The organism is Pseudomonas fluorescens (assembly GCF_902497785.1).
GTDB classification, from domain to species: Bacteria; Pseudomonadota; Gammaproteobacteria; order Pseudomonadales; family Pseudomonadaceae; genus Aquipseudomonas; species Aquipseudomonas fluorescens_BO.
The window spans coordinates 149,563-175,715 of the sequence record NZ_CABVHK010000016.1 but is presented as its reverse complement, the minus strand read 5'-3'; the positions used below and the strand labels follow the sequence as shown (position 1 = coordinate 175,715).

Sequence of the window (26,153 nt, the reverse complement as noted above, 5' to 3'; positions counted from 1 at the left end):
TGGGCGTGATCCTGCTGGTGATCGGCTTCGAATCCTCCGGCGCCTTGGCCTCTGCCTATGGCGTGGCGGTGACCGGCACGATGCTGATGACCACCATTCTGGTGTCGGCGGTGATGTTGTTGCTGTGGAAATGGCCACCGATCCTCGCGGTGCCGGTATTGCTCGGCTTCCTGCTGGTGGACGGTCTGTACTTCGCCGCCAACGTGCCGAAAATCGTTCAGGGCGGGGCCTTCCCGGTGATCGCCGGTATTGCGCTGTTTGTGTTGATGACCACCTGGAAACGCGGCAAACAGTTGCTGGTGGAACGCATGGACGAAGGGGGGCTGCCACTGCCGATTTTCATCAGCAGCATCGCCGTCCAACCGCCGCATCGCGTCCAGGGCACCGCCGTGTTCCTCACCGCCCGCCCGGACGCTGTGCCTCATGCGTTGTTGCACAACCTGTTGCATAACCAGGTGTTACACGAACAGGTGGTGCTGCTGACGGTGGTCTATGAAGACATCCCCCGAGTGCCGCCAACACGGCGCTTCGAGGTCGAGTCCCACGGCGAAGGGTTCTTCCGGGTGATCCTGCACTTCGGCTTCGTCGACGAACCGGACGTGCCGCAGGCCTTGAAGTTGTGTCATCTCGATGACCTGGACTTCAGCCCGATGCGCACCACCTACTTCCTCAGCCGCGAGACGGTGATTGCCTCCAAGCTTGAAGGCATGGCCCGCTGGCGCGAGGCGTTGTTCGCCTTCATGTTGAAAAACGCCAATGGCAATTTGCGCTTCTTTAATCTGCCGCTGAACCGGGTGATTGAGTTGGGGACGCAGGTCGAGATGTAAGCCCGCGACATCAAAAAGCCCTCGTTGCCGTAAAGGCGGCGGGGGCTTTTTATTGTCTGGCTCTTACTCCGAGCCAGCACAGATCCCTGTGGGAGCGGGCTTGGTCTGGGCGGCATTCCGACGATGAGGCCGGTTCATCCAACATCTTTATTGACTGACCCACCGCCATCGCGGGCAAGCCCGCTCCCACAGGATTTGTGGTGTTCAGACCATTATTTTTTAGATTCGGTTTTTGCCGGAGCAAGTCCCTGCAGCACCTTCATCACATCATCAACCACTGCCTTGCTCATCGCCGTCAGATAATGCGCGGCCCAGATGTGGCGGTCGGTTTCACGGTTGAAGGCAGCATCTCTGCTCAGTTCCTTGGCCAGGAACAGAAAATCAGAGGCCATGGCTAATGCATCACCGAGGGGAACGTCTCGGGTGACATGGAATAGCGGTTGGTTTGAGCAATAGATGAGGGGGGTGAGGCCGATGGTTTTTAGTTCTGAGGGTTCGAGCTGGTTTCTTATTGTCATGTTTTACTCCAGGGTTCGAGAGGCTGCCACATTCGTTTCCAAGCGAATGGGTGGCAGCTATGCGCAGGTTGGAAACCGGGAACCATGGAACCGGCACGCCCGAGGGCGTCCCACACATAGCCGCCATTACTCAAGAATACTGCCGTGAAATCCGCTGCATTCATGAAGGATGGCGTAGCGTTCGATTCGACGGGTTTCCAAGCCCGATCGCTGAATGGTCAGCGACGTCCGGAGCGTATCCCGCCAAATAAAAGCGCAACAAGGCATCAAAGTGCCCAAAAAACACGATTCGGAGTTTGCCTACAAGGTCTTCGGACGTCATCCGATATCGCGCCGTCTGAAACAAACGAAAACTAAACGCCGCGAGTGATTTGACAAGCCGAGGACATGGGCACGCTTGCGCAATGCGTTATTCAACAGGAGCGGTGCTCGAAAGATCAGGCGCGTGTCCGAGGGGTAAATATGACGGAATTACTAGGCGTGTTGACCGGTTTTGATGAGACCTATGCAATCAGCCACGATCACATGCGGGCACGGTACGCCAGAAAAGACCGACGCGACTGGGCATGGGGCATTTATCAACAGCAGCCGATGTGTCGATTCGGTCTTGACGATTCAATATTTTCAATGAGACAAGTGTCCACGTTTTATGGAATGTGGACACTTGGAGTTTTTAGAATCGTGAAGAGTCAAGATATTTTGCTTTTGTTCAAGCTAGCCAGCCTGCGCGCACAGGAAGAAAATCTTTACGGGGTGAACCACTCTCAAGCGTTTGACTCACCCCTGAACGAAGAGGATGGTTGGGAAGGCTGGTCGGACCCAGTGCCCTCTCCACCAATGGCGAGTTGGAGTGAAAGCTACTCGTTGCGTGCGCTGTCCGCGTCTCTTGGAATAAGTAAAAGTGAGATTTCAAACTCCATAGCCAGATGTCGCGAGTCCGGAATGCTTATCAGCGATTACGACACTGGGTTGCCGAAAGTTAATCGGCGAGAGCTACTGAAAATCACCGAGCACGCTTTAAAATATTTCTTCCCCGTGAAACCGGGTGCAATGGTTCGCGGTATTCCGACGGGTTTCGCAGCGCCAGCGTTGTCCAAAAGCATCAAGAGCGCTGGCGAGTTGATTCCGGTTTGGCCTGACGCCTTGGGAACTGAGCGTGGTCAAGCGATAGAGCCCCTCTACAAGACCGTGCCGGTAGCGGTCAAGAAAGATCGAACCCTTTATCATTATTTAGCGCTTGCTGATGCGATCCGTCTTGGCGGCCCGCGAGAGTGTGGCGTGGCGATTAACATTCTAAGGGCCGGGATGGGTCTGAAATAGCATGCCGTCAAACGCTGATCACAACTTTGAGCTCATAGAATATGTTGCTGGCGGCTTGGGAGAAGCGTTTCTCGCTGAGGTTGCTTTCGTCGGTGGGTGCACCACGGCCATGCTGGTCACCGATGCTGCTGTGCTCGACGACATTCGCTTCACTGACGATGTTGACCTGGTGATCGAACTGGCAGGCATTAGCGAATGGCAACGCCTCACCGAACGTCTCGCGGCAAAGAACTTCAAGATTACCGGCGAGGATGAGGTCAACTGCCGTTTTCGCTTCAACGATGTCATCGTCGACGTGATGCCTTCGGATCCGGCGGTTCTCGGATATGCCAATCGTTGGTTCGTTGAAGGGCTGGCGAATGCAGATAAATTTACGTTGCCCAGCGGTTTCGTTATTCAGATCTTCAAACCGACCTACTTTCTTGCCACCAAACTGGAGGCCTTTAGCGGTCGTGGCAAAGGCGATCCATACCACAAGGATGTCGAAGACATCATCATATTGATTGATGGTCGTCCAGAGCTTCTGGAAGAAATTAGTCAGGCTGGCTCGGAGCTCAAGGCTTTCATCACCGCTGGAATTCGAGAACTCAGGACGCTCGATGGCACCGACTACGTGATTGAAAGCTCGGGTTCAGTGCAGGTCAATCCGGGTAGAGGTCGAATTATTCACGCGCGCATGAAGGACCTGGGCAACGCATGAGATACGTCACCCGATCAGTAATGGGGCAGGCCAGGAAAGCTAATCATGACTTTGCTGGAGTTTTCTGCGACGGCTACCGAGGGCTATTCGTCATTGCTGACGGGACATCGAAGCCGGGCAGTGGCCAGCTGGCGGAGTGTTTCGTAAAAGGTATTTTATCCACCTGCCCGAAACACATGGATCAGGGTGACGGCATCACTGAGTACGCAGCAGTTGAGCAGGTACTTAATTCGGTGTTGGCCGAGCTTCACACCACTTTGTTTGCGGACCAGGCCGGAGCCACTTGTTATCTGGTCGGTGTCGCTGCTCATGGGAGGCTCACGCTGGCGTATGAGGGTGACTGTTCGTGCGGTGTGGTGACACCGGCAGGCACGATCGAGTGGATTACGCCGCCTCATTGCAAGGCCAATTGGAGGCGCGACCGTTCGCATCGCGAGCTGGCACAAGATCCGGCTCGAAACTGGATCACTCGATGCCTGAAGGTTAATCGTGCCCCTAACCCTGACTTTGTTTTCCACCCACTCGCCGTCGGTGAGCGACTGGTTTTCGTAACCGATGGTTTCTGGGCGGAGTTAACGGAGTCGCAGCAAAGCAGCTTGCTGGCGGCACCGGATAGCGAATTTATCGCCGTTGAAGATGACGTAACGTGGATAGATGTTCAACTTTAGACTTTGAAGGCAGACCCATCGCCATAAAGTCAGGCCGGGGGTTGTACATGCCGAAAAGCCCTCGCAGCCTTATGGCAGCGAGGGCTTTTTTTGTGGGCGAGTTCGAGGCGATTGGTAATCCCTTGTGGGAGCTAGCCTGCTCGCGAAAGCGTTCTGTCAGTCACATCTTTGGTGGATGTGCCGCCGCTATCGCGAGCAGGCTCGCTCCCACAGGGGATTTGTGGTGTGACAGGCGGAATGAAAAAGCCCCCGATACCGTGTGGCAGCGAGGGCTTTTTTGTGGGCGGGACTCAGATCACTCCTGAGTCGCCGCGTCCTTAGCTTGGCGCTTCTGGATCACATCCACTAACAGGCCCGCCAGTTTCGGATAGTTCTCGTCGAAGTGGTGCCCGCCAGGCAATTTGATCGCTTCGCCCACGGCAGTCTTGTCGGTGCAGCCGCTTTCGTCGGTTTCTTCTTCACCGTAAATGCACACCACCTTCTGCGCTGGCAGCTTGGCCATTTCCGGGCCGGTGGCGGCTTCTTTGCCGGCGTTGCCGAGCCAGCCTTCGACTTCGATTTCGAAGCTGCCGGTGCGGGCGAAGGCGAGCAGGATGATCGCGTCGACGCGTTGCTGTTCCGAGGCTTCCAAGCGGTTGTAGATCGCCGGTAGGACGTCGGCGCCGAAGGAGTAACCGGTGAGGATGAAGCGCTTGGTGCCCCATTTCTGCCGGTAGTGCTGCATCAGTTCGGCGAGGTCGAGGGCGCTTTGCTCCGGGCTTTTGTGCTGCCAGTAGTAGCGCAGGGTGTCGATGCCGACCACCGGGTAGCCGATCTTGGCCATCTCGCCCGCCACATCGCGGTCGAGGTCGCGCCAGCCGCCGTCGCCGGAGAGGAACAGGGTGACGGTGTCCCTGGCTTGGCCGGCCGGGACTTCAACCACTGGAATCTGCAGGCCGCCAGCGGCTTTGTCGCCACCGACGAGAATCTTGCGCAGTTCGTTGTTCAGCACTTGCGGCAGGTTGATGTCGTAGTCGCTGATGCTGGTTTCGGCGTTGGGCTGGTCGCGCACGAAACCGGCACTGGTGTCGTCCGGGTTGTCGTTCCACGCCACCAGCCAATGTCCGTGGGCGGCGCTTTTCGGCAGCAGATGAGTACAACCTGGTTTTTCCAGCGCGAGGTCCACCGAAACGGCTTGGGCCTTGGCGTCCTTCTGCTCGGACAACCAGCGCCACGCCAGCACGGCGCCGGGGCCGATGCCGCTGACCAGGGTCGCCGGGCCTTTGAGTTCTCTCAGGCCCGCTTGCAGGGCGCGGCTTTGCAGCAGGCAGTCCTTGGGCAGGATCACCTGAACTATCTGCGCCGAGCCGCTGCGGCTGAGCGTCATCAGTTGTTTGTCGCTGAGTTTCTGGTCTTCATTGACCGCCACCAGCACCTGCGCTCGTGGTGTGTTGCCGGGAATGACGCGGGTCATCGCGGCGCCATCGGCCGGCGTCAGCCGTTCGAGGGTCGGCTCGGGTGCCGGCCGTTTGAGGTACCAGAAGCCGCCGCCGGCAATCACGGCCAGCACAATCAGTGCGGCCAGGATGTACTTCAAGGAGCGTTGAATCATCAGCGTTTCACCAATCCAGTCAAGCCGCCCGCAATCAGGGCGGCAGTGTCGGCCAGCGCCACCAACGGATCGAGTCCGGCGGGCACGGCCATATAACGGGGTTCCCAGTCAGGCTGGAACTTGTCTTTGAAGCGGCGCAAGCCTTGGAAGTTGTAGAGCTGCTCACCACGGCGGAATACCATCGAGCCCAGGCGCTGGGTCAGTGGCGCGCCACGCCGGGGTTGCAACCCCGACAGCGGCACCATGCCCAGGCTGAACCGTGCGTATCCATGATTTTTATAATGTTGAATCAGGCCGACCATCATGAATTCCATGGTCAGCTTGGGGGCCTCCGGGTGCGCGCGCATCAGGTCGAGGCTGGCCAGGTCATGGCCGTAGGTCTCGAGCAAATTGGCGAACGCCACCGGACGCCCTTCGAATCGAATCACCGCGACGCGGAAATGCTTGAGGTAGTCATCACTGAAACGGCCGAGGGAGAAGCCTTTCTCGCGCACGTTCTTGCCGGTCAGCCAGGCATCGGAGATGACCTTCAGTTCATCCATCGGCGCTTGCCCTGGCTCATGGATTTCCAGCGACAGCCCATCGCGGGTGCCACGGTTCCAGGTGTAGCGCAGGTCCTTCATCTCTTTGCCCTTGGCGTCGAGATCAAAGCGCCTCAGATCGACCCGGGCTTCTTCGCCGAGCTTGATCGCGGTCAGGCCGATGTCCATGTAATACGGCAGGTTCTCGGCGCGCACTTGATAGAACACGGGGCGGGCGTGGTGAATGTCGCAGAGGTCGCGGAACTGCCAGATCATTTCCGCCCGTTGCTGGGTCGGGCCAATCGGGTCATACAGCGCCACCAGGCTGCGGCCACGGCGGGCGTACATCAGGAACGCTTCGTCGTTGGGGTGAAACAGCAGCGCCTTGTCACCGGTCAGGGCGAGGCCGCCGTCCGGTTGCGCGGACGCCATCAGGATCTTTACTGCGCGGTCCAGCTCGTCCGGTGTCGGCAGGTGAATCACCGGGCGCGCTGTGCGTAACAGCCAGGTCAGGGAAACCACCACCAGCAGCACCGCGGCGCCGAGCAACGAACGCAAGCCGCGCGGGGCATCGGCATCGAGGGTGAACTGCCACCAGAGTTGATGGCTGTAGGGAACGTCCTGATAGGCAAACAGCAGCAGCCAGATCGATGCACCCAGAACGCACAAGCTCGACACCAGATACAGCGGCGAGAACGGCAATTCGGTCAAACGGCTCGGGCGATAGAACGAGCGCCGAAAAACCCCCAGCAGGCTTGCGGTCAAGGTCATCAGGCAGGCTTCTTCCCAGTCGAAGCCTTTAAGCAGCGAGAGCACGGCGCCGACCAGCAACAGAATGGTGGTCAACATCCACGCCGCCGACAGGCGCCGACGCAGACCCTGCGCCAGCAGCAGGCAAAGCACGCCAACCAGACTGGCGCCGAAGTGCGAGGCGTCGACCAGCCGATGGGGGATCAGAAAACCGATGTGTTCCAGGCGCGTGTCGATTTCTGGCGTCACACCGGAAAACAGCAACACCACGCCGGACAGAAACACCAGCACCGCCAGGATCGGTGCGGCCAGACCGGACGCTGCACGCAATGACTGACGCGTCTGAAACAGGCGTTGGCCTTCGTTGATCAGCAGCAGCAAACACGCCACCAGCAACGGCAGCACCACGTAGATCAAGCGATACAACAGCAGCGCGGCCGCCAGGGGGGCAGCGCCGAGTTTGTCGGCGAAGGCGGCCAGCAGAATCGCTTCGAATACGCCGACGCCGCCGGGCACATGACTGAGCACGCCCGCGGCCAACGCCAGCAAGTACACCAGCAGGAATGCGCCGAAGGGCGGCGCTTCCGGCAGCAGCAGATAAAGCACGGTCGCGGCGGCGGCCACGTCGAGGGCGGTGATGATCAGTTGCAGAAAGGTCAGGCGGCGACCTGGAAGTCGCACGGTGCGACGACCGATCTTGACTAGCAGGTTGTCCGGGTAGGGTTGCTCCGGCAGGCGACGACGGTAGATGCCGACTGCGAGCACTGTAAACAGCAGCAACACTGCGGCGGCAATCGCACCCAGCAACGTTTCGGAAAAACCGAGAGCGGCAGAAGCGGCAGGCAGGTTACTCAGCGTGGCCAGGGCGGCCAGCGGGGGCAGGGCGCAGCCGAGGGAAAGACTGGCAAACAGGGTCATGCGGGCAACTTCGCCTGCCCCCAGACCATGACGCGCATATAAACGGTAACGAACCGAGCCTCCCGACAGCATCGAAAGACCGATGGCATTGCCGATGGCGAACGCGGTAAACCCGCCGAGGGCGAGAATCCGAGGCGCCAGCGTCACGCCGGCATAGCGGCTGGCGGACCATTCGTAGCCGAGCAAAATGATGAAACCGACGACGGTGGCCAGCAGCGCACCGAGCAAAGCCGGTTTCGGTACATCGAGAATAGAGTCGTGCAGAGCGTAGAGATCGAGTTCGCTCAGCAGGTGGCGACAGGCAATCAGCGCGATAGCGAACAGTAGCAACGTGACCGCCAAACCGATGGGCTGACGGTATTTGCTCACCAGATCCAGCAAGCGCAAACGCTCGGCCTTGATCGGTTGTGTCGCTGTGACGGTGTCTTGTGGATCAGACGAGTTGGCGCGCATCAATCACCTCTTGGATTGTGCGCGACAGGATGGGGGTATCGAGCCAAGTTACCAATCCCTGTAGAAAAAAATAATCACAAATATTAACGCCTCTCACCGGATGTCGGCGATGGCAAGGCATCCGTTTTAGAGCGTTCGGCCTGGGATCAGCATAGTCTGAACCCGGCGCATCGTTGATCTCGAACGTCTCTGCGGAGAATGACAGGTCATTGTTGCGAAAGGACTTTTTCGACAGATACAAAAAAGGCCACTCTTTCGAGTAGCCTTTTTTGATGTTTGGTTGCGGGAGCCGGATTTGAACCGACGACCTTCGGGTTATGAGCCCGACGAGCTACCAGACTGCTCCATCCCGCGTCTGTGTGGCGGCATTCTATAGAGATACGCCGAGGTGTCAACCGTTAATCTGGAAAGGGGTCAAATAAGCGTGATTAAGCGGCGAACGGTCGCAGGGGAGGGATAAAGTTCGGAGTTGGAATGATTTCCCGTCAGACCTGTAGGAGCGAGCTTGCTCGCGATGGTCGTGAACGAAAACGCGTAAAACCAGATGCCCCGTGGTTGCCTCCGGTTTTTCGCGAGCAAGCTCGCTCCTACAATGAGTTTTTTTGACGCGCACAAAAAAGGCCACTCTTTCGAGTAGCCTTTTTTGATGTTTGGTTGCGGGAGCCGGATTTGAACCGACGACCTTCGGGTTATGAGCCCGACGAGCTACCAGACTGCTCCATCCCGCGTCTGTGTGTCGGCATTCTACAGAGGATCGCTGGGCTGTCAACCTGCAATCGAGATAAAACTTCTTCTGGTTCAATCGCTTAGCTTGAATCGAGAAGGCTGTAACCGGCTGTGAGTCAGGCGTGGCAAGGCCTGCAGCTCTATCGTAGGCGGTCTTTCGATTGAGAAAACAAATTCAGCTGTTACTTTTCCTACGTGCCGAAAAGAACATTCATACCACTGGTGCTATATACAGGTGTCGGTGAGATACTGCCGGTCCGGCACGTACTGACTCCATTTCTTTGCCATGAACATCGCTTTCCTATGACCCAGCGAAAAATCATCCACGTCGATTGTGACTGCTTTTACGCCGCTATCGAGATGCGTGACGACCCGCGACTGGCCGGTAAACCCTTGGCGGTCGGCGGCTCGGCGGATCGTCGTGGCGTGATCGCCACCTGTAACTATGAGGCGCGGGCGTATGGCGTGCGTTCGGCGATGTCTTCCGGGCATGCTCTGAAGTTGTGCCCGGACCTGACCATCGTCAAGCCGCACATGGACGCCTATAGAGAAGCGTCGAAGGAAATTCATACGATCTTTCGCGATTACACTGACTTGATCGAACCGCTTTCCCTCGATGAGGCCTACCTCGATGTGTCGGACTGCGCGCATTTTGGCGGCAGCGCCACACGCATTGCCCAGGATATCCGTCGTCGGGTGTCCAATCAGCTGCACATCACAGTCTCGGCCGGTGTCGCGCCGAATAAATTCCTGGCGAAGATTGCCAGCGACTGGAAGAAACCCAACGGCTTGTTCGTCATCACTCCGGATCAGGTCGAGGATTTTGTCAGCGGCTTGCCGGTGAGCAAGTTGCACGGCGTCGGCAAAGTGACCGCTGACAAACTGGGCAGGCTCGGCATTGTCGATTGCTCGCACTTGCGCGAATGGGACAAGTTGGCGCTGGTGCGTGAATTCGGCAGTTTTGGCGAACGACTCTGGAGCCTGGCCCGTGGGATTGATGACCGTTTGGTGCACAACGACAGTCGGCGTCAGTCGATCAGCGTCGAAAATACCTACGACGTGGACCTGCCGGATCTAGTGAGCTGTCTGGACAAACTGCCCGAACTGCTGGAAACCCTGGCGGGTCGCATGGCGCGGATCGACAGCAGCTATCGACCGGGCAAGCCGTTCGTCAAAGTGAAATTCCATGACTTTACCCAGACCACGCTGGAGCAGGCCGGGGCAGGGCGGGATCTGGGGAGTTATCAGCTGCTGCTGACCCAAGCGTTCAATCGCGGCGGCAAGCCAGTGCGGTTGTTGGGGATTGGAGTGCGGCTGGAGGATTTGCGGGGCGGATTTGAGCAGATGGAGTTGTTTGAGCGTTGAGGCTTGAAAATCAAAAGATCGCAGCCTTCGGCAGCTCCTACACGGGAATGCGTACTCTGTAGGAGCTGCCGAAGGCTGCGATCTTTTAACAGGTCTTAAGTCGGTCCCGGATCCGCCACCAGTCGACCGGCATCCTTGGTCAGCGACTTGAGGAATTCGGTCTGCAATTCGGGATCGTTGCGCGTCAGTTCGATCAGGCTCTGTTCCAGCTCGCTTGCTTCTTCTTCCAGACCGAGCTCCGACAGGCGTTTGACCCGGTGTACCCACTGGCTCACTTCGTCGTCTTCGAGGTCGTCATAAATCAGCCCATGGGCTTCGAGCAGTTTTCCGCGCAACGAGCTGCTGACTGCCAGGGACGAGTCGCTGTGCACATCGTCCTGGGAATCGGCGACGCTGATCAACAACCGGCTCAGGTGATTGATGTCATGTTCGGCAAACGGGCTGTCGAGCAGGTTGATCCGCAACACACCATTTTTGTCGGTGCTGAGCTCGAACGTTTCCTTGCCGGCCTTGACCTCCACCGGGCGCTCGCTCCACGGCAGGCTCGAGTATTCAGTGCGCTTGTCCAGTTGGACCTCGTCGATACCGGCGAGATTCTGCTGGGAACGACCGTTGGACGGCGCGTTCATGAACGGGTTGAGCCCGGCGATGCCGTAACTGAACCAGTCCTTGGTCACGCTATCCGGCAGGTTGCCGAGCGCGAATACGTTGACCACGTTCGCGCCGACGCCAGCCACTACGGCCACTGCGCCCAGCGGGATCTCGTAGACCTCCCGCCAGGGTTGGTAGGGCGTGTAGCGATCGTAACGACGAGTGACTTCGAACTCGGTGACCTCGAAGGTCTTCTGCTCGTGGATCTTCACCCGACGTTGCGGCAGCTCAAGCACCTTGGGCTCGCCGACATCGATCTGCAGGCTGTGATCGAGCAGTTTGCGCTCGACACGTTCCTCGTGCTCGCTGCGTTGCGACATGTGATTGGCGCAGCCGCTGACCAGCAGGGTGCCGCACAGGGCGGCACCACCGAGGCCTAAGGTGTTTCGCTTGAACATGACTTCTCTATCTGGTGTCAGCGGCGGATACGGGCCTGGAGGAACGACAGCACGTCAGCAACCGGCAGCGCTTGCGCTTCGGCCTCGGTGCGGCTCTTGTATTCCAGATTGCCTTCGGCGAGGCCGCGGTCACTGACCACGATCCGGTGAGGAATGCCGATCAGCTCCATGTCCGCGAACTTGATGCCCGGGCTGGTTTTCTTGTCGCGATCGTCCAGCAGCACTTCGAAGCCGGCCGCAGTCAATTCTGCGTAGAGCTTGTCCGTGGCTTCGCGAACCTGTTCTGTTTCGTAGCGCAGCGGCACCAAAGCCACCTGGAACGGCGCGAGGGTGTCGCTCCAGATAATGCCCTTGTCGTCGTTGCCCTGTTCAATGGCCGCAGCCACCACACGGGAAACGCCAATGCCGTAGCAACCCATTTCCAGAGTCACTGGTTTGCCGTTCTCGCCCAGCACTTCGCACTTCATCGCTTTGCTGTACTTGTTGCCCAGCTGGAAGATGTGCCCGACTTCGATGCCGCGCTTGATTTCCAGCGTGCCTTTGCCGTCCGGGCTTGGGTCGCCGGCGACCACGTTGCGCAGGTCGGCAACGGTCGGAACCGGCAGATCACGTTCCCAGTTCACACCGAAGTAGTGCTTGTCGTCGATGTTCGCACCGATGCCGAAGTCGCTCATCAGCTCGACGGAACGGTCGATGATGATTGGCAGCGGCAGGTTCAGCGGGCCGAGAGAGCCGGCGCCGGCGCCAATGGCGTCGCGCAGTTCGCTTTCGGACGCCATGACCAGCGGGCTGGCAACGCCTGGCTGGTTGGCCGCCTTGATTTCATTCAGCTCGTGGTCGCCACGGATGATCAGGGCAATCAGCTTGCCTGCTTCTTCGGCGTGGACCACGAGGGTCTTGATGGTTTTCTCGATCGGCAGGTTGAAGCCTTCGACCAGTTGCGCAATGGTCTTGGCGTTCGGCGTGTCGACCAGGCGCAGCTCTTCAGTCGGCGCGGCGCGGGAAGTTTCCCGTGGCACGGCTTCGGCTTTCTCGATGTTTGCCGCGTAGTCGGAACCGTTGCTGAAGACGATGTCGTCTTCGCCGGAGTCCGCCAGCACGTGGAACTCGTGGGAGCCGGCGCCGCCGATCGAGCCGTTATCGGCTTCGACAGGGCGGAATTTCAGGCCCAGACGGGTGAATACGTTGCAGTACGCCTGGTGCATGCGGTCGTATGTGACCTGCAGCGAAGGCTGGTCAGCGTGGAACGAGTAGGCGTCCTTCATGATGAATTCGCGGCCGCGCATCAAACCGAAGCGAGGGCGGATTTCGTCACGGAATTTGGTCTGGATCTGATACAGGTTGATCGGCAGCTGTTTGTAGCTGCTCAACTCGTTGCGCATCAGGTCGGTGATCACTTCTTCGTGGGTCGGGCCGGCGCAGAAGTCGCGGCCGTGACGATCCTTGAAGCGCAGCAATTCGGGGCCGTATTCTTCCCAGCGACCGGATTCCTGCCACAACTCAGCCGGTTGAGTACTCGGCATCAACACTTCGAGAGAGCCTGCGGCGTTCATTTCTTCACGAACGACGGCTTCGACCTTGCGCATCACTCGCAAGCCCATGGGCAGCCAGGTGTAAAGGCCCGAGGCGAGTTTGCGGATCATGCCGGCGCGCAGCATCAGCTGATGGCTGATCACGACCGCATCGGAAGGCGTTTCTTTCTGTGTGGCGAGCAAAAATTGACTGGTGCGCATGGTTGGCCGTTGTCGGTTGCTGATGACGAGAAATGACGGAGCATTGTACGGGCGAGATCTGCTGGCGTACAGGCGCGCGGTCGGCGGTGTGGCAGGAGGGCGGGAATCTCCGCGCCCTCAGCGATGCTTCCTACGATTCTTCCGCGACCTGGGTCGGAACCGGCTCAGGCTTGGGTGTCGGGCCTTCGCGGCGGCTCTCCTGGAACCAGTGTAAGGCGATCAACAGCAGCGTCGGCACGCCGAGCAATGCGGTGATCAGGAAGAAATCGTGGTAGCCGAACTTCTCCACCATGACTCCTGAATAGCCGCCGATCAGGCGCGGCAGCAGGAGCATGATCGAGCTGAGCAGGGCGTATTGAGTGGCGGAGAACTTGAGGTTGGTCAGGCTCGACAAATAGGCGACGAACGCGGAAGTCGCCAGGCCGGAACTGAAGTTGTCCAGGGAGATGGTGCCGATCAGCATGTTCAGGTTGGCGCCCATGTCGGCGAGCATCAGGAACAACAGATTCGTGCCCGCCGACATCACGCCACCGATGAACAGGATCGGCAGAATGCCGAAGCGCACGATCAGCAGGCCGCCCATGCCCGCGCCGACCAGGGTCATGATCAGCCCGAAGATTTTGCTGACGCTGGCAATCTGATCTTTGGTGAAGCCCTGGTCGATATAGAAAACGTTGGCCATCACGCCCATGACCGTATCCGACATCCGGTACGTGGCGATCAGCCCGAGCAGCAGCAGCGCCTGCCAGCGGTAACGCAGAATGAAGTCGTTGATCGGCGTCAGCACCGGCGCGAGGCCGCGGCGGCCAATGGCCGACAGGCACAGGGCAGTGAGCGTGGTGTAGAGAATCGCCCGCAGGAAGGCGCGGTCGTCGAGCAACAGGTCGAGCAGGCTCACGCCGTCGAACAGCACGCTAGCGAAATCGGTGTTGTAGAGCTGGGTGAACATCGCGGGAACGGACACCAGCAGCACGATCAGGACGAACACGGACGCCAGTTGATGGACAAAACTGTAGCGCCCGGCCTGCAGTTGCGTGCGCAGCGGCACCGGCGGTTCGCGCATGAAGAACGAGGTCAGCAACGCCGGGACCATCAGCGCGGCGAACAGCAGGTACGTGCCGGCCCATGCCGAATGTTTGTAGTTGAAACCGGTGGAGCCGAAGCCTTCAGCGAAGAACAGTGCGCCGGCAGTGGCCAGCAACGCGGCGATCCGGTAGCCGGACATGTAACTGGCGGCGAGGGCGGCCTGGCGACTGTCGTCGGCGATTTCCAGGCGATAGGCGTCGACCGCAATGTCTTGCGTCGCCGAGGCGAAGGCGACGACTACGGCGATGGCGATCAGCCAGGACAAGTGTTTTTGCGGGTCGCAGAAACCCATCCCGACCAGGCCGAGGATCACCAGTGCCTGTGAAAGCACCAGCCAGGAACGTCGACGACCGAGCTTGCCGAGCAATGGCAGGCGCCATTGGTCCAGCAGCGGCGACCAGACCCATTTAAAGGCGTAGGCCAGACCGATCAGGCTTGCATAGCCAATGGTTTCGCGAGCCACACCGGCTTCACGCAGCCAGACCGAAAGTGTCGAAAACACCAGCATGTAGGGCAGGCCGGCGGCGAATCCAAGCAACAACAGCACAAGCGTTGAAGGGCTGGCATAGGCGGCGAGCGCGGCGCGCCAGGTTTTACGGGGCATGGGCTGAAGTCTGCCTCAAGATTACGGAAACAAAGCGCGCACTCTAACCGCTGTGCTCTACCGGACGCCAGCCATGGCGCTGAATATCAACACGATTGTTCAGGATACTGATGCCCTCGGCGCGTAATCGTGCGCGTTGCTCATCCCCCGAAGGGCTGCCCACGGGCAGGCTGATCCGGCCGCCGGCGCCGAGTACGCGGTGCCAGGGCAATTTGGTGTCGCCGGGCAACTGGCTCAGTGTGCGGCCGACCCATCGCGCGGCCCGCCCCAGCCCAGCGAGGTCTGCCAACTGGCCATAACTCACGACTTTGCCCTCCGGCACTTGCGCCAGCGTCAGGTAGAGCGCCGTGCGTCGGATTTGCGCGGCGCTTTCGGTTTCGAGGGTGGGGTTGGTCACGGTTAGCTTCCTGTAGGAGCGAGCTCGCTCGCGATGGTCGTTAACGAAAACGCGAACTGTCTGGAACAAAGCGTCGCATTCGAGTGCATCGCGAGCAAGCTCGCTCCTACAGCTGGTTGCCGTCTGTAGGGAATATCCGCAATCGGCCGTTGAGAAAGGAACTCACTACTAATAGTTGTGTCAGTCCTTGCTAGGGTCTTATTCCTACGGATAATGCCGACTTTTCCCGCAAACTTGAGCCTGTATTTGCTTATGGTGTCCAGAACCTTGCTGTGCCTCGCTGTCCTTGGTGCTTCCACTCCTGTGCTTGCCGATACCGTCTGGTTGAAAAACGGTGACAAGCTGAGCGGCAAGATCACTTTGTTCGACGGCGGCAAACTGTTGATTCAGACCGAATACGCCGGTGCAGTGCCGATCGACTGGAAGCAGGTCAAAACCCTGGAAAGTGACCAGGAGTTGCTGGTCAAGCAGGATGCTTACACCGGTGAAAAGGCCAAGTCGCTGCACGCGGCGGACGATGGCAAGGTGACGCTGGAAAACGGCGAGGCACCGAAGACGGTCGAGCTGGCGAGCATTCAGCAGATTCTCAAGCCCAAGCCGGTCATCGAAGACCTGGTCTGGAAAGGCAATATCGATGCCGCGCTGGATTACCAGCGGGCGGAGAAGGACACCGACGACTACGACATCGACTTCAAGACCACTGCGCGCCATGGCAAATGGCGTCATATCGCGGAAGGCGAGTACAACCGTGAATTCCAGGATGACGTGGTCGCCACCGACAACTGGCGGGGTGAGTACTCGCTCGACCGCTTCCTCACCGAGAAATGGTTCTGGCAGGGGCGTGCGGTGTACAAGCGCGACAAGGTTGAAGACCTTTCCCGTCAGCGCACCGTCGGTACGGGTCCGGGTTACCAGTTCTGGGATGACGAGTTGGGCGCATTCTCCCTGGGCTCGCTGCTCAACCGCACGGATTACCAATTCTCCGACGGCAGCAAGGAAAACTTCTATTCCCTGGCGATGAAGTGGGATTACAACCGCTACCTGATCGGCAAGAAAGTGGAGTTCTTCACCAACGGCGAAGTGGGCAAGCCATTGTCGGGCGTGGCTGATTATGCGCTCGATGCCGAAGTGGGCTTGCGCTACAAGGTCACCGAGTGGGCGTCGCTTAACCTGAAGGCCGAGCGCGACGTCATTAGCGGTACTGACGATGCAGATCTGGAAAAGACCCGCTACACCGCGGGTTTTGGTGTGGCCTGGTAAGACGTTAGAAGCAAAAGATCGCAGCCTTCGGCAGCTCCTACGGGTATATACAAATCCCATGTAGGAGCTGCCGAAGGCTGCGATCTTTTTTGCCCGGCAAAAACACACAGGCACAAAAAAGCCCCGCTTTTAAGGGCGGGGCTTTTTACTAAAGCAAGTACAAGTTAGATAACTTGAACTTCTTCAGCTTGCATGCCTTTCTGACCGCGGGTAGCGATGAAAGAAACCTGTTGGCCTTCTTTCAGGCTTTTGAAGCCGTCGGATTGGATAGCTTTGAAGTGAACGAACAGGTCGTCACCGGATTGTGGAGTGATGAAGCCGAAGCCTTTTTCATCGTTGAACCACTTAACGGTACCGGTTTGGCGATTAGACATGGTGTAACTCCTTGAACAAAGATAACTGCGACCCAGGAAGAACCCTGGACGAGACTGAGTGCAAAGAGCAGGAAAAATTCTTGTAGATGGTTGGATCGAAATTCAACATATCGTGTAGAGATTCTCAGTGACACAAGCAGCACAGTGGCGCCACCTTAACCCTTTTTACCGAACGTGCCAATGCTTCTTGCGAAGGTTTCTTTGTTTTCGTGACTGACGGTGCACTCGATCAGCGCTCAGGCCAGCTAATTACGGGGGATCGCCGAGAATTGTGCCTCGGACTTTGAACCCGGCGGCGCGCCCCGGTAAGATGCCGGACAGATTTTTTCCACCTCGCTATTCAGGAAATACGCCATGAGCATCAAATCGGACAAGTGGATTCGCCGCATGGCGCAAGAGCACGGCATGATCGAACCGTTCGTCGAGCGCCAGGTGCGCGGCAGCGACGATAACCGTGTGATCTCCTACGGCGTGTCGAGTTACGGCTACGACGTTCGTTGCACCAATCATTTCAAAGTGTTCACCAACATCAATTCGGCCATCGTCGACCCGAAAAATTTCGACGCCGGCAGCTTCGTCGACATCCACAGCGACGTTTGCATCATTCCGCCGAACTCTTTCGCCCTGGCCAGCACCGTCGAATACTTCCGTATTCCGCGCAACGTATTGACGATCTGCCTGGGCAAAAGCACCTACGCCCGCTGCGGCATCATCGTCAACGTCACCCCGCTTGAGCCTGAGTGGGAAGGTCACGTCACCCTGGAGTTCTCCAACACCACCAACCTGCCGGCGAAAATTTACGCCAACGAAGGCGTGGCGCAGATGCTGTTCCTTGAATCCGACGAAGAGTGCGAAGTCTCCTACAAGGACCGTGGCGGCAAGTACCAGGGCCAACGCGGCGTGACGCTGCCACGCACTTGATCGGATCTTGCGACAGGTCGTGGGAATTCCTGGGCGGGTAGACACTCTATTGGGTGTACTGTCCGGCTCGCGCACAGCGAGCAGGGCCTTAGCTCAGGAGTGCTCTATGAAGATCGATCCGCAAATAAGTGCCGAACTGGCAAGGCTTGAGCCCAATCAGGTTGGCGTCTTGGCCTGGTCCTTGTTGGCACATCCGCCCATCAGCATGGCGGGGGGCATCCCCGGCCAGCCTGATCCCGATACCCCCAACGAACAGCCTACTGAACCCGGTGAGCCCACTCTGCCGGATGAGCCGCCTCCCGCGCCGGTTGCGTGATGCACGCCCAAATAAATGTGTAAGAGCGAGCTTGCTCGCGAAAAACCCAAGGTCACCGTGGCTTTCATAAGAGCGCGTTACCGTTGACGTTTTTCGCGAGCAAGCTCGCTCCTACAAGTCAGACAGGCCATATTTCGTTGTCACCGATCACGAATATCCTGCAGCTTTCGTCTCGCGCTATCTGATGACCGCCGGTAAACGCGCCGAAGGCCGGTAGCAAACTGATGTTCTCCCCCAGCTTGAAACAGGCCAGCCGCAGGCGCTGCCGACCTCGACCATTCAGCCGGTAAACCGGATGGACATGGCCCGCGAGTACGTGACGGTCCGGATGCGGGTCGGGTTCGTGCTGCAACGCGAAAGGCCCCAACAGCATCGGCTCAGGGACTACCTGAATATTCAGCGATGGCGGTGGATCGCCAGCGCGCTTGTCGTGGTTGCCGCGGATCAGGGTCATGACCACTTCAGGGTGGCGTGCTCGCCACTGCGCCAATGCGCTCAGGGTGCCGGTTGCATGCGAGCCGGGGCCGTGAAGAAAGTCGCCGAGGAAGATCAGCTGTCGGCAGGGCAAAGCCGCCAGCAAGCCGTCGATCACGGCGATGTTGCGTGACGTGGTGCCCTGCGGCACCGGCTGACCCAGGCTTCGATAGGCGGCAGCCTTGCCGAAATGCACATCGGCGATCAACAGTGCTTGTTGGCCCGGCCAATAGATCGCTTTCTCGGGCAATAACCACACCTCTTCGCCGGCCAGTACAACGGGATAAGGCGCACTCATCAGGATTTCCCGGTTTCCGCAGTTTTCTCTAGGTCGCTGACCATGCGTCGGATGCGGTCGGCGAGTTTTTCCGAACTCATGCTCTCGCGCATGCGTTCCACCAACAGGGGAAACCCGAGCGGTGTAGGACGTTTGATCAGATGCACATCGAGTCTGAGTCGACTGAGGTGCGCCAATGTCTGTTCAAGGCGACGAATATCCAGTTCCTCCCGCAGGACTTCTTCCCCGGCCTGGGCCAGTAACAAGTTCCCGGCGTCGTACTGCTTGAAGACTTCGAAAAACAACCCGCTCGACGCCTGAACCTGGCGTGTGCTTTTCGGTGCGCCGGGATAACCGGCAAACACCAGCCCGGCAATTCGTGCAATTTCCCGAAAGCGGCGTAAGGCCAGTTCGCCGGCGTTCAGGCTGGCGAGTACATCCCTCAATAAATGCTCCGGGCTCAACAATTCGAGGTTCAACACCTGCACCCAGTCCACCGCCGTGGCGCTGAGCAATTCGAGCCCGTAATCATTGACCGCGATGGAAAACGTCAACAGTTGCCGCTGGCTGACGCGCCAGGCCAGCAAACTCGCCAACCCCAAATGCACCTGCCGGCCAGCGAAGGGGTAAAGGAAAAGGTGCCAGCCCTCACGGGATTTCAGCGCTTCGGCGAGGAGTGTTTCCGAAGTCGGCAGACCAGACCAGCGTTGCTGGACCTCCAGCAGCGGACGCAGCGCTTGCATCTCTGCGCCGATGAACTCGCCCCGGGCCGCGGCGCTGAAACGCATGACCACCGCTTGCGCCAGTTCGTTGGAAAGCGGCATCCGCCCGCCATTCCAGCGTGGCACCGCGGCTTTCTTGACGGTGCTGCGTTTGACGTAGGCGGTCATGTTTTCCACCCGCACCAATTCCAGCGTTCGCCCGGCAAACAAAAAGCCGTCGCCCGGTTTGAGCCGCGCGATGAAGCCTTCCTCGACGCTCCCCAGTTGCTTGCCGCCACCACCCTTGCTCCAGAACTTCAGTTGAATGCTCGCATCGCTGACGATGGTGCCGATGCTCATGCGATGGCGCCGAGCAAGTCGCGCATCCGGAACGCGCCAGATGCCCTGTTCGTCCGGTTCGACCCGGCGATAATCCGGATAGGCCGTCAGGGAAAGACCGCCATGGCGTACGAAAGCCAGCGCCCAGGTCCAGTCTTGCACCGTGAGGTCACGATAGGCCCAGGCCCCGCGAACTTCTTCGTACAACTCATCGGGCAAAAAACCACCACCGAGCGCCATGCTGACCACATGCTGAACCAGCACATCCAGCGGTTTATGCGGAGACTCACGCGGCTCGATCCGGCGCTGGGCCACGGCATCCTGCGCCGCTGCGGCCTCGATCAACTCCAGGCTGTGGGTCGGCACCAGCGTGACCCGCGACACGCGACCCGGTGCATGCCCCGAGCGGCCGGCGCGCTGCATCAGCCGCGCCACACCCTTGGCCGAACCGATTTGCAGCACTCGCTCGACCGGGAGAAAGTCCACGCCCAGATCGAGGCTGGAGGTGCAGACCACCGCTTTGAGTTGACCGTCCTTGAGCGCCCGCTCGACCCAGTCACGGGTGTCGCGTGCCAGCGAGCCATGATGCAGGGCAATCAAACCGGCCCAATCGGGACGGGCGTCGAGCAAGGCCTGATACCAGATTTCCGATTGCGCCCGGGTGTTGGTGAACACCAGGCTGCTGGGACTCGATTCAACCTCGGCCAGCACTTGCGGCAACATCTTCAAGCCGATGTGCCCGGCCCAAGGAAAGCGTTCGGCGGCGGGCGGCAGCAGGGTGTCGACCCGCAACTCTTTGGCGCTTTGCCCTTGCACGCTGATGCCGCCGCCCTGTGGGATCAATACCTGTTCCGCGTGAGCCTGATTACCCAGCGTCGCGGAAACTCCCCACACGATCAGTTCAGGATTCCACCGACGCAAGCGCGCCAAGGCCAGTTGCAGCTGTACACCGCGCTTGTTGCCGAGCAATTCGTGCCATTCATCGACCACGAGCATGCGCAGCGTCGACAACGCGGTTTGCGCATCGGCGCGGGCCAGCATCAGGGTGAGACTTTCCGGGGTGGTGATCAGCGCGGTCGGCATGCGGCGGCTCTGGCGTGCGCGCTCGCTGCTGCTGGTGTCGCCGGTGCGCAGGCCGACGCTCCACGGGATCTGCAAGTCCTGCAGCGGCGCTTCCAGTGCGCGGGCGGTGTCAGCCGCCAGTGCGCGCATGGGAGTTATCCACAACACGGTCAGCGGTTCGGCAGGCGGTTGGCGTTTGCGCGGTTGTGCAGGCGGCTTGATGGATTTGGCGAAGCGGTTGAGCGCGGCAAACCAGACGGCATAGGTTTTACCGGCGCCGGTGCTGGCATGAAGTAGCCCGGATTGCCCCTGCCTGACCGCGGCCCACACCTGTTTTTGAAAGGCGAAGGGTTTCCAGCCGCGAGCGGTGAACCATTTTTTTGCGAAGTCGGGGGAGGTTCCCATGCCGGCGGCGTGCGCTCTGAAAGTGTTCTTTCAGTGACCGCAGTACGCGCGCACAAGTTTAATTGATGTGCTGTTCTACTTTCGAACGACACCTGATCACTGTGGGAGCGAGCTTGCTCGCGATGAGGCCATGTCAGGCGACTTCTTTGTGTCGGCCAGACCGCTATCGCGAGCAAGCTCGTTCCCACAGGTATTGCGGCGAACCCTTACTTGAGGTTACCGCTGAGAAATTGCTGCAACCGCTCGCTCTTCGGATTACCCAGCACGTCTTCCGGCGCGCCTTCTTCCTCGACCAGCCCTTGATGCAGGAACAGCACCTGGCTCGAGACCTTGCGGGCGAAGCTCATTTCATGGGTGACCATGATCATGGTCCGGCCTTCTTCGGCCAGGCCCTGGATCACCCTGAGCACTTCACCGACCAGTTCCGGATCGAGCGCCGAGGTCGGTTCGTCGAACAGCATGACTTCCGGCTCCATCGCCAATGCGCGGGCAATGGCGACCCGTTGCTGTTGGCCCCCGGACAGGAACGCCGGGTACTGGTCCGCCACGCGCGCCGCCAGACCGACCTTGTCGAGGTAGCGGCGGGCACGGTCCTCGGCTTCTTCCTTGCTGCAACCGAGCACCCGGCGCGGGGCCATGGTGATGTTTTCCAGCACGGTCATGTGGCTCCACAGGTTGAAGTGCTGGAACACCATGGCCAGGCGCGTGCGGATGCGTTGCAGTTCATCGGGATCGGCCACGTGAATGCCGTGGCGATCCTTGGCCATGCGGATGTTCTGCCCGTCGAGGCTCATCGTGCCGTCGTTGGGCTGTTCGAGAAAGTTGATGCAACGCAGGAACGTACTTTTACCCGAACCGCTGGCGCCGATCAGGCTGATGACGTCGCCGGTGTTGGCCTTGAGTGAAACGCCTTTGAGCACATGATGATCGCCATAGCTTTTATGCAGGCCTTCGATGGTCAGTTTGTACATGGGGCATGCATCCTCAAGGCGAAAGTAGGTAGCCGCTGCGATAGGCTTCGGTGCCCGCGACGTGGGCGATCACCATGCCGGCAGTGGCCATGCGCCGCAGCGAACGGGCGTACATCAGCCCGGCGGCGGTGCAATGAACGGGGGTGACGCGATCGTTGATCGGGTCGATGATTTCGGCGATCAGTTGCCCGGCCTCCAGGTATTCCCCCGGCAGCGCGGTGAACACCAGCAAACCGCCCACGGGCGTGGCCACCGGTTCGACGCCGGCCAGTGGCGTGGCGGGGTAGGGCAGTGTGGGCAATGGCGCCGGTTCGCCGGCAATCGCACCGAAATGAATCAGGTAATCAATCAACGCCTGGCAGTCGAGGCTGGCCAACGGGTGATTGACGTCGCCCTGGCCACGCAGTTCGACGGTGACCGAGAAGCTGCCCGGCGGAATGTCGAAGTGCTCGCCGAAGCGTTCCTGCAATTGCCACCAAATCAGGGTGAAGCATTCGTCGAACGACTGACCGCCGGAGTCGGTGGCCAGCAAGCTGGCTTCGGCACCGATGTAGCGGGCCAGCGGCTCGACCTGCGGCCAGGCCTGCGGCGTGGTGTACAAGTGCGCGACCGCTTCGAAGTCGCAATGCAGGTCCAGCACCATGTCCGCATCACAGGCCAGTCGTTGCAGGATCAGGCGCTGGGATTGCAATTGGGTGCTGGCCGTCTGCTTCGCCAGCGCCTGACGCAGGCTGCTGCGGATCAGTTCGAGGTTGCGTTGCGGATCATCGCCGAGCTGGCCTTCGATCGCATTGCCGACTTCTTCGCTCAGGTCGACGAACCAGCGATTGAAATTCTGCCCGCTTTCGAGCTCGTAGCGACCCAGCGGTACATCCATCAACACTTGTTCGAGGCCAACCGGGTTGGCGATAGGTACCAGCACGATTTCGCTGCGCAGATGGCCGGCGGCCTCCAGCTCGGCCAGGCGCCGCTTGAGGTGCCAGGCCACCAGCATGCCGGGCATTTCATCGGCGTGCAGGGAGGCCTGGATATAGATTTTGCCTTGGGCCGACGTCGGGCCGAAGTGGAAGCTGTGAATCTGTCGTGCGGTCCCCGGCAGCGGGGCGAGCAGGTCATGTATCTGATGGCGCATCTGCAAGTCCTAGTGGGTCGGCCCGAGGAACGCCAGCCATCGACGTTCGGCGAGGCGGAACAGGCCAACCAGCGCAAAGGTAATGGTCAGGTAAATCAGCGCGGCGATGCCGAACGACTGGAAGGTCAGGAACGTCGCCGAGTTGGCGTCGCGCGCGACTTTAAGGATGTCCGGTATGGTCGCGGTGAACGCCACGGTGGTCGAGTGCAGCATCAGAATCACTTCGTTGCTGTAATACGGCAACGAACGACGCAGCGCTGACGGCATGATCACGTAGGCATACAGCTTCCAGCCGGTCAGGCCGTAGGCTTTGGCGGCCTCGACTTCACCGTGGTTCATGCTGCGAATCGCTCCGGCGAAAATCTCCGTGGTGTAAGCGCAGGTGTTCAGGGCGAAGGCGAGGATCGTGCAGTTCATTGCATCGCGAAAGAACGCATCGAGTATCGGTTGCTCGCGCACCGCGGCCAGGCTGTAAATCCCGGTGTAACAAATCAGCAACTGGATATAGAGCGGCGTGCCACGGAACAGATAAGTGTAGAACTGCACCGGCCAGCGCACATAGAAATGCGGCGATACCCGGGCGATGGACAGTGGGATCGACACCAAAAACCCGATCACGATCGAGGCCGTCAGCAGCCACATGGTCATGGCCAGGCCGGTGATGTTGTAGCCGTCGGTATAAAGGAAAGGTCTCCAGTATTCCTGCAGGAGTTCGATCATCGCACGGCCTCCCGGGAACCGGCGGCGTAGCGGCGTTCAAGCCAGCGCAGGATGAAGTTGGACGCACTGGTGATCAGCAGGTAAATCAGCGCGGCCAGCACCAGGAAATAAAACAGCTGATAGGTGCTTTTGCCGGCGTCCTGGGCGGCTTTGACCAGGTCGGCGAGGCCGATGATCGACACCAGCGCGGTCGCCTTGAGCATCACCATCCAGTTGTTGCCGATGCCCGGCAGGGCGAAACGCATCATCTGCGGGAACACCACAATGCGGAAGCGCTGGCCGCGTTTGAGGCCATAAGCGGTGGCGGCTTCGACCTGACCTCGGGGGACCGCGAGGATCGCGCCGCGAAAGGTTTCAGTGAAATACGCGCCATAAATGAAGCCCAAGGTGATAACCCCGGCGCTGAACGGGTTGATCTCGATGTATTCCCATTCCATGAAATCGGTGAACGACGTCAGCCAGGTTTGCAGGCTGTAGAAAATCAGCAGCATCAGCACCAGGTCCGGCACGCCGCGAATCAGCGTGGTGTAAATCTGCGCCGGCACGCGCACCAGTTTGACTTTCGACAGCTTGGCGGTGGCACCGAGCAGGCCGAGCAAGACGGCCACCAGCAGCGACAACGCGGATAATTTGATGGTCATCCAGGTGCCTTCCATCAACAACGGACCGAAGCCCTTGAGGCTGAAGGCGGAGAGCCCCAGATTCTGTAAGAGGTTTTCGAACATTAATCAGCAACCTGACGGGATGAAAAAAGCGCCCATCGCGAGATGGGCGCCGCGCATTATTTGCCGCTGTACAGATTCAGATCGCCAAAGTGTTTCTTCTGAATGGTGGCGTAGGTGCCATCGTCGTGTAACGCTTTGATACCTTTATCCAAAAGTGCCTTGAGGTCTTTGTTACCTTTCGAGATACCGACAGCTGTTTTGGCCGGCAGCAATTCGCTGTCGACCGGCTTGCTGACTTCGTAGCCTTCGCCTTTAGGCGACTTCAAAAAGCCCAGTTCGGCTTGCAGCATGTCCTGGATGGCCGCGTCGAGGCGACCGGACATCAGGTCCGAATACACCTGATCCTGGTTCTGATAGGCCTGGGTTTTCACCCCGGCCTTGTCCAGCACAGCCTTGGCGTAGGCTTCCTGAATGGTGCCTTGCTCGTAGCCAACGGTCTTGCCCTTCAGGGACGCAACGTCTTCGCTCAGGCCGGAACCTTTCTTGAACACGTAAGCGGTAGGGCCGGAGAACAGCTCGCCGGAAAAGTCGATGACTTTTTCGCGGGCCGGGGTGACGGTCATCGAAGAGATCACGCCGTCGAATTTATTGGCCTTGAGGCCCGGAATCATGCCGTCGAAATCGCTTTCGACCCATTTGCACTTGACCTTCAGCTCGGCGCAGATCGCGTTCCCCAGATCAATGTCGAAGCCCAGCAGGCTGCCATCGGCCGCTTTCGACTCGAATGGAGCGTAGGAAGGGTCAACGCCAAAACGCAATTCTTTGTATTCCTTGGCCAACGCGGAACCCGCAGCCATGCACAACGCCAGTGCAGAAAGGGTCAGCAATGCTTTTTTCATTATTCAATCCCTAAGAACCAATATGAGCGCTTGTGGCGCAGAATTATTGTTACTGGAAAGCGTAAGACCCATTCAAAGTAGCAATTTCCGAACCAGAGTGCCGAACAAGCGTTTAAAAGGTGATTCAAGAAATGGCAGCGGGGGATTTATGCACGAAAACGGGCGTCGGGAAAAGCCCGCACTAAAATGGTTCCACGTGGTGCGAATTCCTGTGGGAGCGAGCTAGTGTGGTGAGGGGATTTGTGGTGAGGGGATTTATCCCCGTTCGGCTGCGAAGCAGTCGTAGCTATTTTACAAGCTGTATCTGGTACACCACGGTTGGCGAATTTCGGGCCGCTTCGCAGCCCAACGGGGATAAATCCCCTCACCACAAATCCCCTCACCACAAAGGCTCGCCCACAGAGAGAATTG

The 26,153-nt window shown here is 59.1% G+C and carries 23 protein-coding genes and 2 tRNA genes; 8 read left to right on the top strand and 17 right to left on the bottom strand.

Going from position 1 to position 26,153, the window contains the following annotated elements; all coding sequences use genetic code 11:
• Positions 1–827 (top strand): KUP/HAK/KT family potassium transporter (locus F8N62_RS23410; protein ID WP_191632427.1); only part of this gene is annotated, 827 nt, incomplete at its 5' end.
• 212 nt (positions 828–1,039) lie between these two features.
• On the opposite strand, the gene F8N62_RS23405 is transcribed toward F8N62_RS23410, so the two are convergent.
• On the bottom strand, positions 1,040–1,345 hold the full coding sequence (locus F8N62_RS23405; protein WP_150712899.1) for a DUF3077 domain-containing protein: 306 nt from the start codon (positions 1,343–1,345) through the stop codon (positions 1,040–1,042).
• A gap of 681 nt (positions 1,346–2,026) precedes the next feature.
• On the opposite strand from F8N62_RS23405, the gene F8N62_RS23400 reads away from it, so the two are divergent.
• The 3 genes from F8N62_RS23400 to F8N62_RS23390 are packed head-to-tail and all read left to right on the top strand — an operon-like array spanning position 2,027 to position 4,033.
• On the top strand, positions 2,027–2,665 hold the full coding sequence (locus F8N62_RS23400) for a MarR family transcriptional regulator (RefSeq protein WP_150712903.1): 639 nt from the start codon (positions 2,027–2,029) through the stop codon (positions 2,663–2,665).
• A gap of 1 nt (position 2,666) precedes the next feature.
• Positions 2,667–3,365: a hypothetical protein gene (locus F8N62_RS23395; RefSeq protein WP_150712898.1), complete on the top strand. Its 699-nt coding sequence runs from the start codon at positions 2,667–2,669 to the stop codon at positions 3,363–3,365.
• Positions 3,362–4,033, top strand: a complete 672-nt coding sequence (locus F8N62_RS23390) for a PP2C family protein-serine/threonine phosphatase (RefSeq protein WP_150712897.1) — start codon at positions 3,362–3,364, stop codon at positions 4,031–4,033. Before F8N62_RS23395 ends, F8N62_RS23390 begins: the two co-directional genes overlap by 4 nt.
• Positions 4,034–4,328: 295 nt before the next feature.
• Here F8N62_RS23390 and F8N62_RS23385 read toward each other — a convergent pair whose 3' ends face one another.
• From F8N62_RS23385 to F8N62_RS23370, 4 genes are all read right to left on the bottom strand, one after another.
• A complete protein-coding gene (locus tag F8N62_RS23385) occupies positions 4,329–5,624 on the bottom strand; it encodes a virulence factor family protein (protein WP_150712896.1) in 1,296 nt (431 codons plus the stop codon).
• Positions 5,624–8,266 carry a bifunctional lysylphosphatidylglycerol flippase/synthetase MprF gene (gene mprF / locus F8N62_RS23380; protein WP_150712895.1) on the bottom strand — a complete coding sequence of 881 codons (2,643 nt, stop codon included), beginning with the start codon at positions 8,264–8,266 and terminating at the stop codon, positions 5,624–5,626. The genes F8N62_RS23385 and mprF overlap by 1 nt, the downstream gene beginning before the upstream one ends.
• 277 nt (positions 8,267–8,543) lie before the next feature.
• A tRNA-Met gene (locus tag F8N62_RS23375) sits at positions 8,544–8,620 on the bottom strand.
• A 297-nt stretch (positions 8,621–8,917) separates the two neighbouring features.
• Positions 8,918–8,994 (bottom strand) — tRNA-Met (locus F8N62_RS23370).
• A gap of 301 nt (positions 8,995–9,295) precedes the next feature.
• On the opposite strand from F8N62_RS23370, the gene dinB reads away from it, so the two are divergent.
• Positions 9,296–10,357: a DNA polymerase IV gene (dinB, locus tag F8N62_RS23365; protein ID WP_150712894.1), complete on the top strand. Its 1,062-nt coding sequence runs from the start codon at positions 9,296–9,298 to the stop codon at positions 10,355–10,357.
• 95 nt (positions 10,358–10,452) lie between these two features.
• Here the strand turns inward: dinB and F8N62_RS23360 are convergent, their stop codons facing one another.
• The 4 genes from F8N62_RS23360 to F8N62_RS23345 all read right to left on the bottom strand — a co-directional run bounded on the left by F8N62_RS23360 (position 10,453) and on the right by F8N62_RS23345 (position 15,226).
• Complete coding sequence (locus F8N62_RS23360) at positions 10,453–11,406, bottom strand: hypothetical protein (RefSeq protein WP_150712893.1); 954 nt, start codon at positions 11,404–11,406, stop codon at positions 10,453–10,455.
• A gap of 17 nt (positions 11,407–11,423) precedes the next feature.
• Positions 11,424–13,139: a proline--tRNA ligase gene (locus F8N62_RS23355; protein WP_150712892.1), complete on the bottom strand. Its 1,716-nt coding sequence runs from the start codon at positions 13,137–13,139 to the stop codon at positions 11,424–11,426.
• Between the two features lie 130 nt (positions 13,140–13,269).
• Entirely contained in the window at positions 13,270–14,829 is a 1,560-nt protein-coding gene (locus F8N62_RS23350; protein ID WP_150712891.1) for an AmpG family muropeptide MFS transporter, read from the bottom strand.
• A gap of 43 nt (positions 14,830–14,872) precedes the next feature.
• Entirely contained in the window at positions 14,873–15,226 is a 354-nt protein-coding gene (locus tag F8N62_RS23345; protein ID WP_150712890.1) for an MGMT family protein, read from the bottom strand.
• A 252-nt stretch (positions 15,227–15,478) separates the two neighbouring features.
• On the opposite strand from F8N62_RS23345, the gene F8N62_RS23340 reads away from it, so the two are divergent.
• The gene (locus F8N62_RS23340) at positions 15,479–16,486 is read left to right on the top strand and encodes a DUF481 domain-containing protein (protein ID WP_150712889.1); all 1,008 of its coding nucleotides are present in this window, start codon (positions 15,479–15,481) and stop codon (positions 16,484–16,486) included.
• A 164-nt stretch (positions 16,487–16,650) separates the two neighbouring features.
• On the opposite strand, the gene F8N62_RS23335 is transcribed toward F8N62_RS23340, so the two are convergent.
• The gene (locus F8N62_RS23335; protein ID WP_002554837.1) at positions 16,651–16,860 is read right to left on the bottom strand and encodes a cold-shock protein; all 210 of its coding nucleotides are present in this window, start codon (positions 16,858–16,860) and stop codon (positions 16,651–16,653) included.
• A gap of 354 nt (positions 16,861–17,214) precedes the next feature.
• Here F8N62_RS23335 and dcd point away from each other — a divergent pair, with 354 nt between their 5' ends.
• On the top strand, positions 17,215–17,781 hold the full coding sequence (dcd, locus tag F8N62_RS23330) for a dCTP deaminase (protein ID WP_110658603.1): 567 nt from the start codon (positions 17,215–17,217) through the stop codon (positions 17,779–17,781).
• A gap of 106 nt (positions 17,782–17,887) precedes the next feature.
• A complete protein-coding gene (locus F8N62_RS23325; RefSeq protein ID WP_150630745.1) occupies positions 17,888–18,097 on the top strand; it encodes a hypothetical protein in 210 nt (69 codons plus the stop codon).
• Between the two features lie 118 nt (positions 18,098–18,215).
• Here F8N62_RS23325 and pdeM read toward each other — a convergent pair whose 3' ends face one another.
• The 7 genes from pdeM to F8N62_RS23290 all read right to left on the bottom strand — a co-directional run bounded on the left by pdeM (position 18,216) and on the right by F8N62_RS23290 (position 25,742).
• Positions 18,216–18,869 carry a ligase-associated DNA damage response endonuclease PdeM gene (gene pdeM, locus F8N62_RS23320; protein WP_150712888.1) on the bottom strand — a complete coding sequence of 218 codons (654 nt, stop codon included), beginning with the start codon at positions 18,867–18,869 and terminating at the stop codon, positions 18,216–18,218.
• Positions 18,869–21,355, bottom strand: a complete 2,487-nt coding sequence (locus F8N62_RS23315) for a ligase-associated DNA damage response DEXH box helicase (protein WP_150712887.1) — start codon at positions 21,353–21,355, stop codon at positions 18,869–18,871. Before F8N62_RS23315 ends, pdeM begins: the two co-directional genes overlap by 1 nt.
• A gap of 206 nt (positions 21,356–21,561) precedes the next feature.
• Positions 21,562–22,326, bottom strand: a complete 765-nt coding sequence (locus F8N62_RS23310; protein ID WP_150712886.1) for an ABC transporter ATP-binding protein — start codon at positions 22,324–22,326, stop codon at positions 21,562–21,564.
• Positions 22,327–22,339: 13 nt separating this feature from the next.
• Positions 22,340–23,458: a succinylglutamate desuccinylase/aspartoacylase family protein gene (locus F8N62_RS23305; protein ID WP_150712885.1), complete on the bottom strand. Its 1,119-nt coding sequence runs from the start codon at positions 23,456–23,458 to the stop codon at positions 22,340–22,342.
• Between the two features lie 9 nt (positions 23,459–23,467).
• Positions 23,468–24,178: an ABC transporter permease gene (locus F8N62_RS23300; RefSeq protein WP_150712884.1), complete on the bottom strand. Its 711-nt coding sequence runs from the start codon at positions 24,176–24,178 to the stop codon at positions 23,468–23,470.
• A complete protein-coding gene (locus F8N62_RS23295; RefSeq protein ID WP_150712883.1) occupies positions 24,175–24,903 on the bottom strand; it encodes an ABC transporter permease in 729 nt (242 codons plus the stop codon). Before F8N62_RS23295 ends, F8N62_RS23300 begins: the two co-directional genes overlap by 4 nt.
• Before the next feature lie 56 nt (positions 24,904–24,959).
• The gene (locus F8N62_RS23290; protein ID WP_150712882.1) at positions 24,960–25,742 is read right to left on the bottom strand and encodes a transporter substrate-binding domain-containing protein; all 783 of its coding nucleotides are present in this window, start codon (positions 25,740–25,742) and stop codon (positions 24,960–24,962) included.
• Between the last annotated feature and the right edge of the window lie 411 nt (positions 25,743–26,153).

Bases quoted from the DNA above. Each gene is read 5' to 3' on its own strand.
- F8N62_RS23405 (WP_150712899.1), bottom strand. From the start codon at position 1,345: ATGACAATAAGAAACCAGCTCGAACCCTCAGAACTAAAAACCATCGGC.
- F8N62_RS23395 (WP_150712898.1), top strand. From the start codon at position 2,667: ATGCCGTCAAACGCTGATCACAACTTTGAGCTCATAGAATATGTTGCT.
- F8N62_RS23390 (WP_150712897.1), top strand. From the start codon at position 3,362: ATGAGATACGTCACCCGATCAGTAATGGGGCAGGCCAGGAAAGCTAAT.
- F8N62_RS23385 (WP_150712896.1), bottom strand. From the start codon at position 5,624: ATGATTCAACGCTCCTTGAAGTACATCCTGGCCGCACTGATTGTGCTG.
- mprF (WP_150712895.1), bottom strand. From the start codon at position 8,266: ATGCGCGCCAACTCGTCTGATCCACAAGACACCGTCACAGCGACACAA.
- dinB (WP_150712894.1), top strand. From the start codon at position 9,296: ATGACCCAGCGAAAAATCATCCACGTCGATTGTGACTGCTTTTACGCC.
- F8N62_RS23360 (WP_150712893.1), bottom strand. From the start codon at position 11,406: ATGTTCAAGCGAAACACCTTAGGCCTCGGTGGTGCCGCCCTGTGCGGC.
- F8N62_RS23355 (WP_150712892.1), bottom strand. From the start codon at position 13,139: ATGCGCACCAGTCAATTTTTGCTCGCCACACAGAAAGAAACGCCTTCC.
- F8N62_RS23350 (WP_150712891.1), bottom strand. From the start codon at position 14,829: ATGCCCCGTAAAACCTGGCGCGCCGCGCTCGCCGCCTATGCCAGCCCT.
- F8N62_RS23340 (WP_150712889.1), top strand. From the start codon at position 15,479: ATGGTGTCCAGAACCTTGCTGTGCCTCGCTGTCCTTGGTGCTTCCACT.
- F8N62_RS23335 (WP_002554837.1), bottom strand. From the start codon at position 16,860: ATGTCTAATCGCCAAACCGGTACCGTTAAGTGGTTCAACGATGAAAAA.
- dcd (WP_110658603.1), top strand. From the start codon at position 17,215: ATGAGCATCAAATCGGACAAGTGGATTCGCCGCATGGCGCAAGAGCAC.
- F8N62_RS23325 (WP_150630745.1), top strand. From the start codon at position 17,888: ATGAAGATCGATCCGCAAATAAGTGCCGAACTGGCAAGGCTTGAGCCC.
- pdeM (WP_150712888.1), bottom strand. From the start codon at position 18,869: ATGAGTGCGCCTTATCCCGTTGTACTGGCCGGCGAAGAGGTGTGGTTA.
- F8N62_RS23315 (WP_150712887.1), bottom strand. From the start codon at position 21,355: ATGGGAACCTCCCCCGACTTCGCAAAAAAATGGTTCACCGCTCGCGGC.
- F8N62_RS23310 (WP_150712886.1), bottom strand. From the start codon at position 22,326: ATGTACAAACTGACCATCGAAGGCCTGCATAAAAGCTATGGCGATCAT.
- F8N62_RS23305 (WP_150712885.1), bottom strand. From the start codon at position 23,458: ATGCGCCATCAGATACATGACCTGCTCGCCCCGCTGCCGGGGACCGCA.
- F8N62_RS23300 (WP_150712884.1), bottom strand. From the start codon at position 24,178: ATGATCGAACTCCTGCAGGAATACTGGAGACCTTTCCTTTATACCGAC.
- F8N62_RS23295 (WP_150712883.1), bottom strand. From the start codon at position 24,903: ATGTTCGAAAACCTCTTACAGAATCTGGGGCTCTCCGCCTTCAGCCTC.
- F8N62_RS23290 (WP_150712882.1), bottom strand. From the start codon at position 25,742: ATGAAAAAAGCATTGCTGACCCTTTCTGCACTGGCGTTGTGCATGGCT.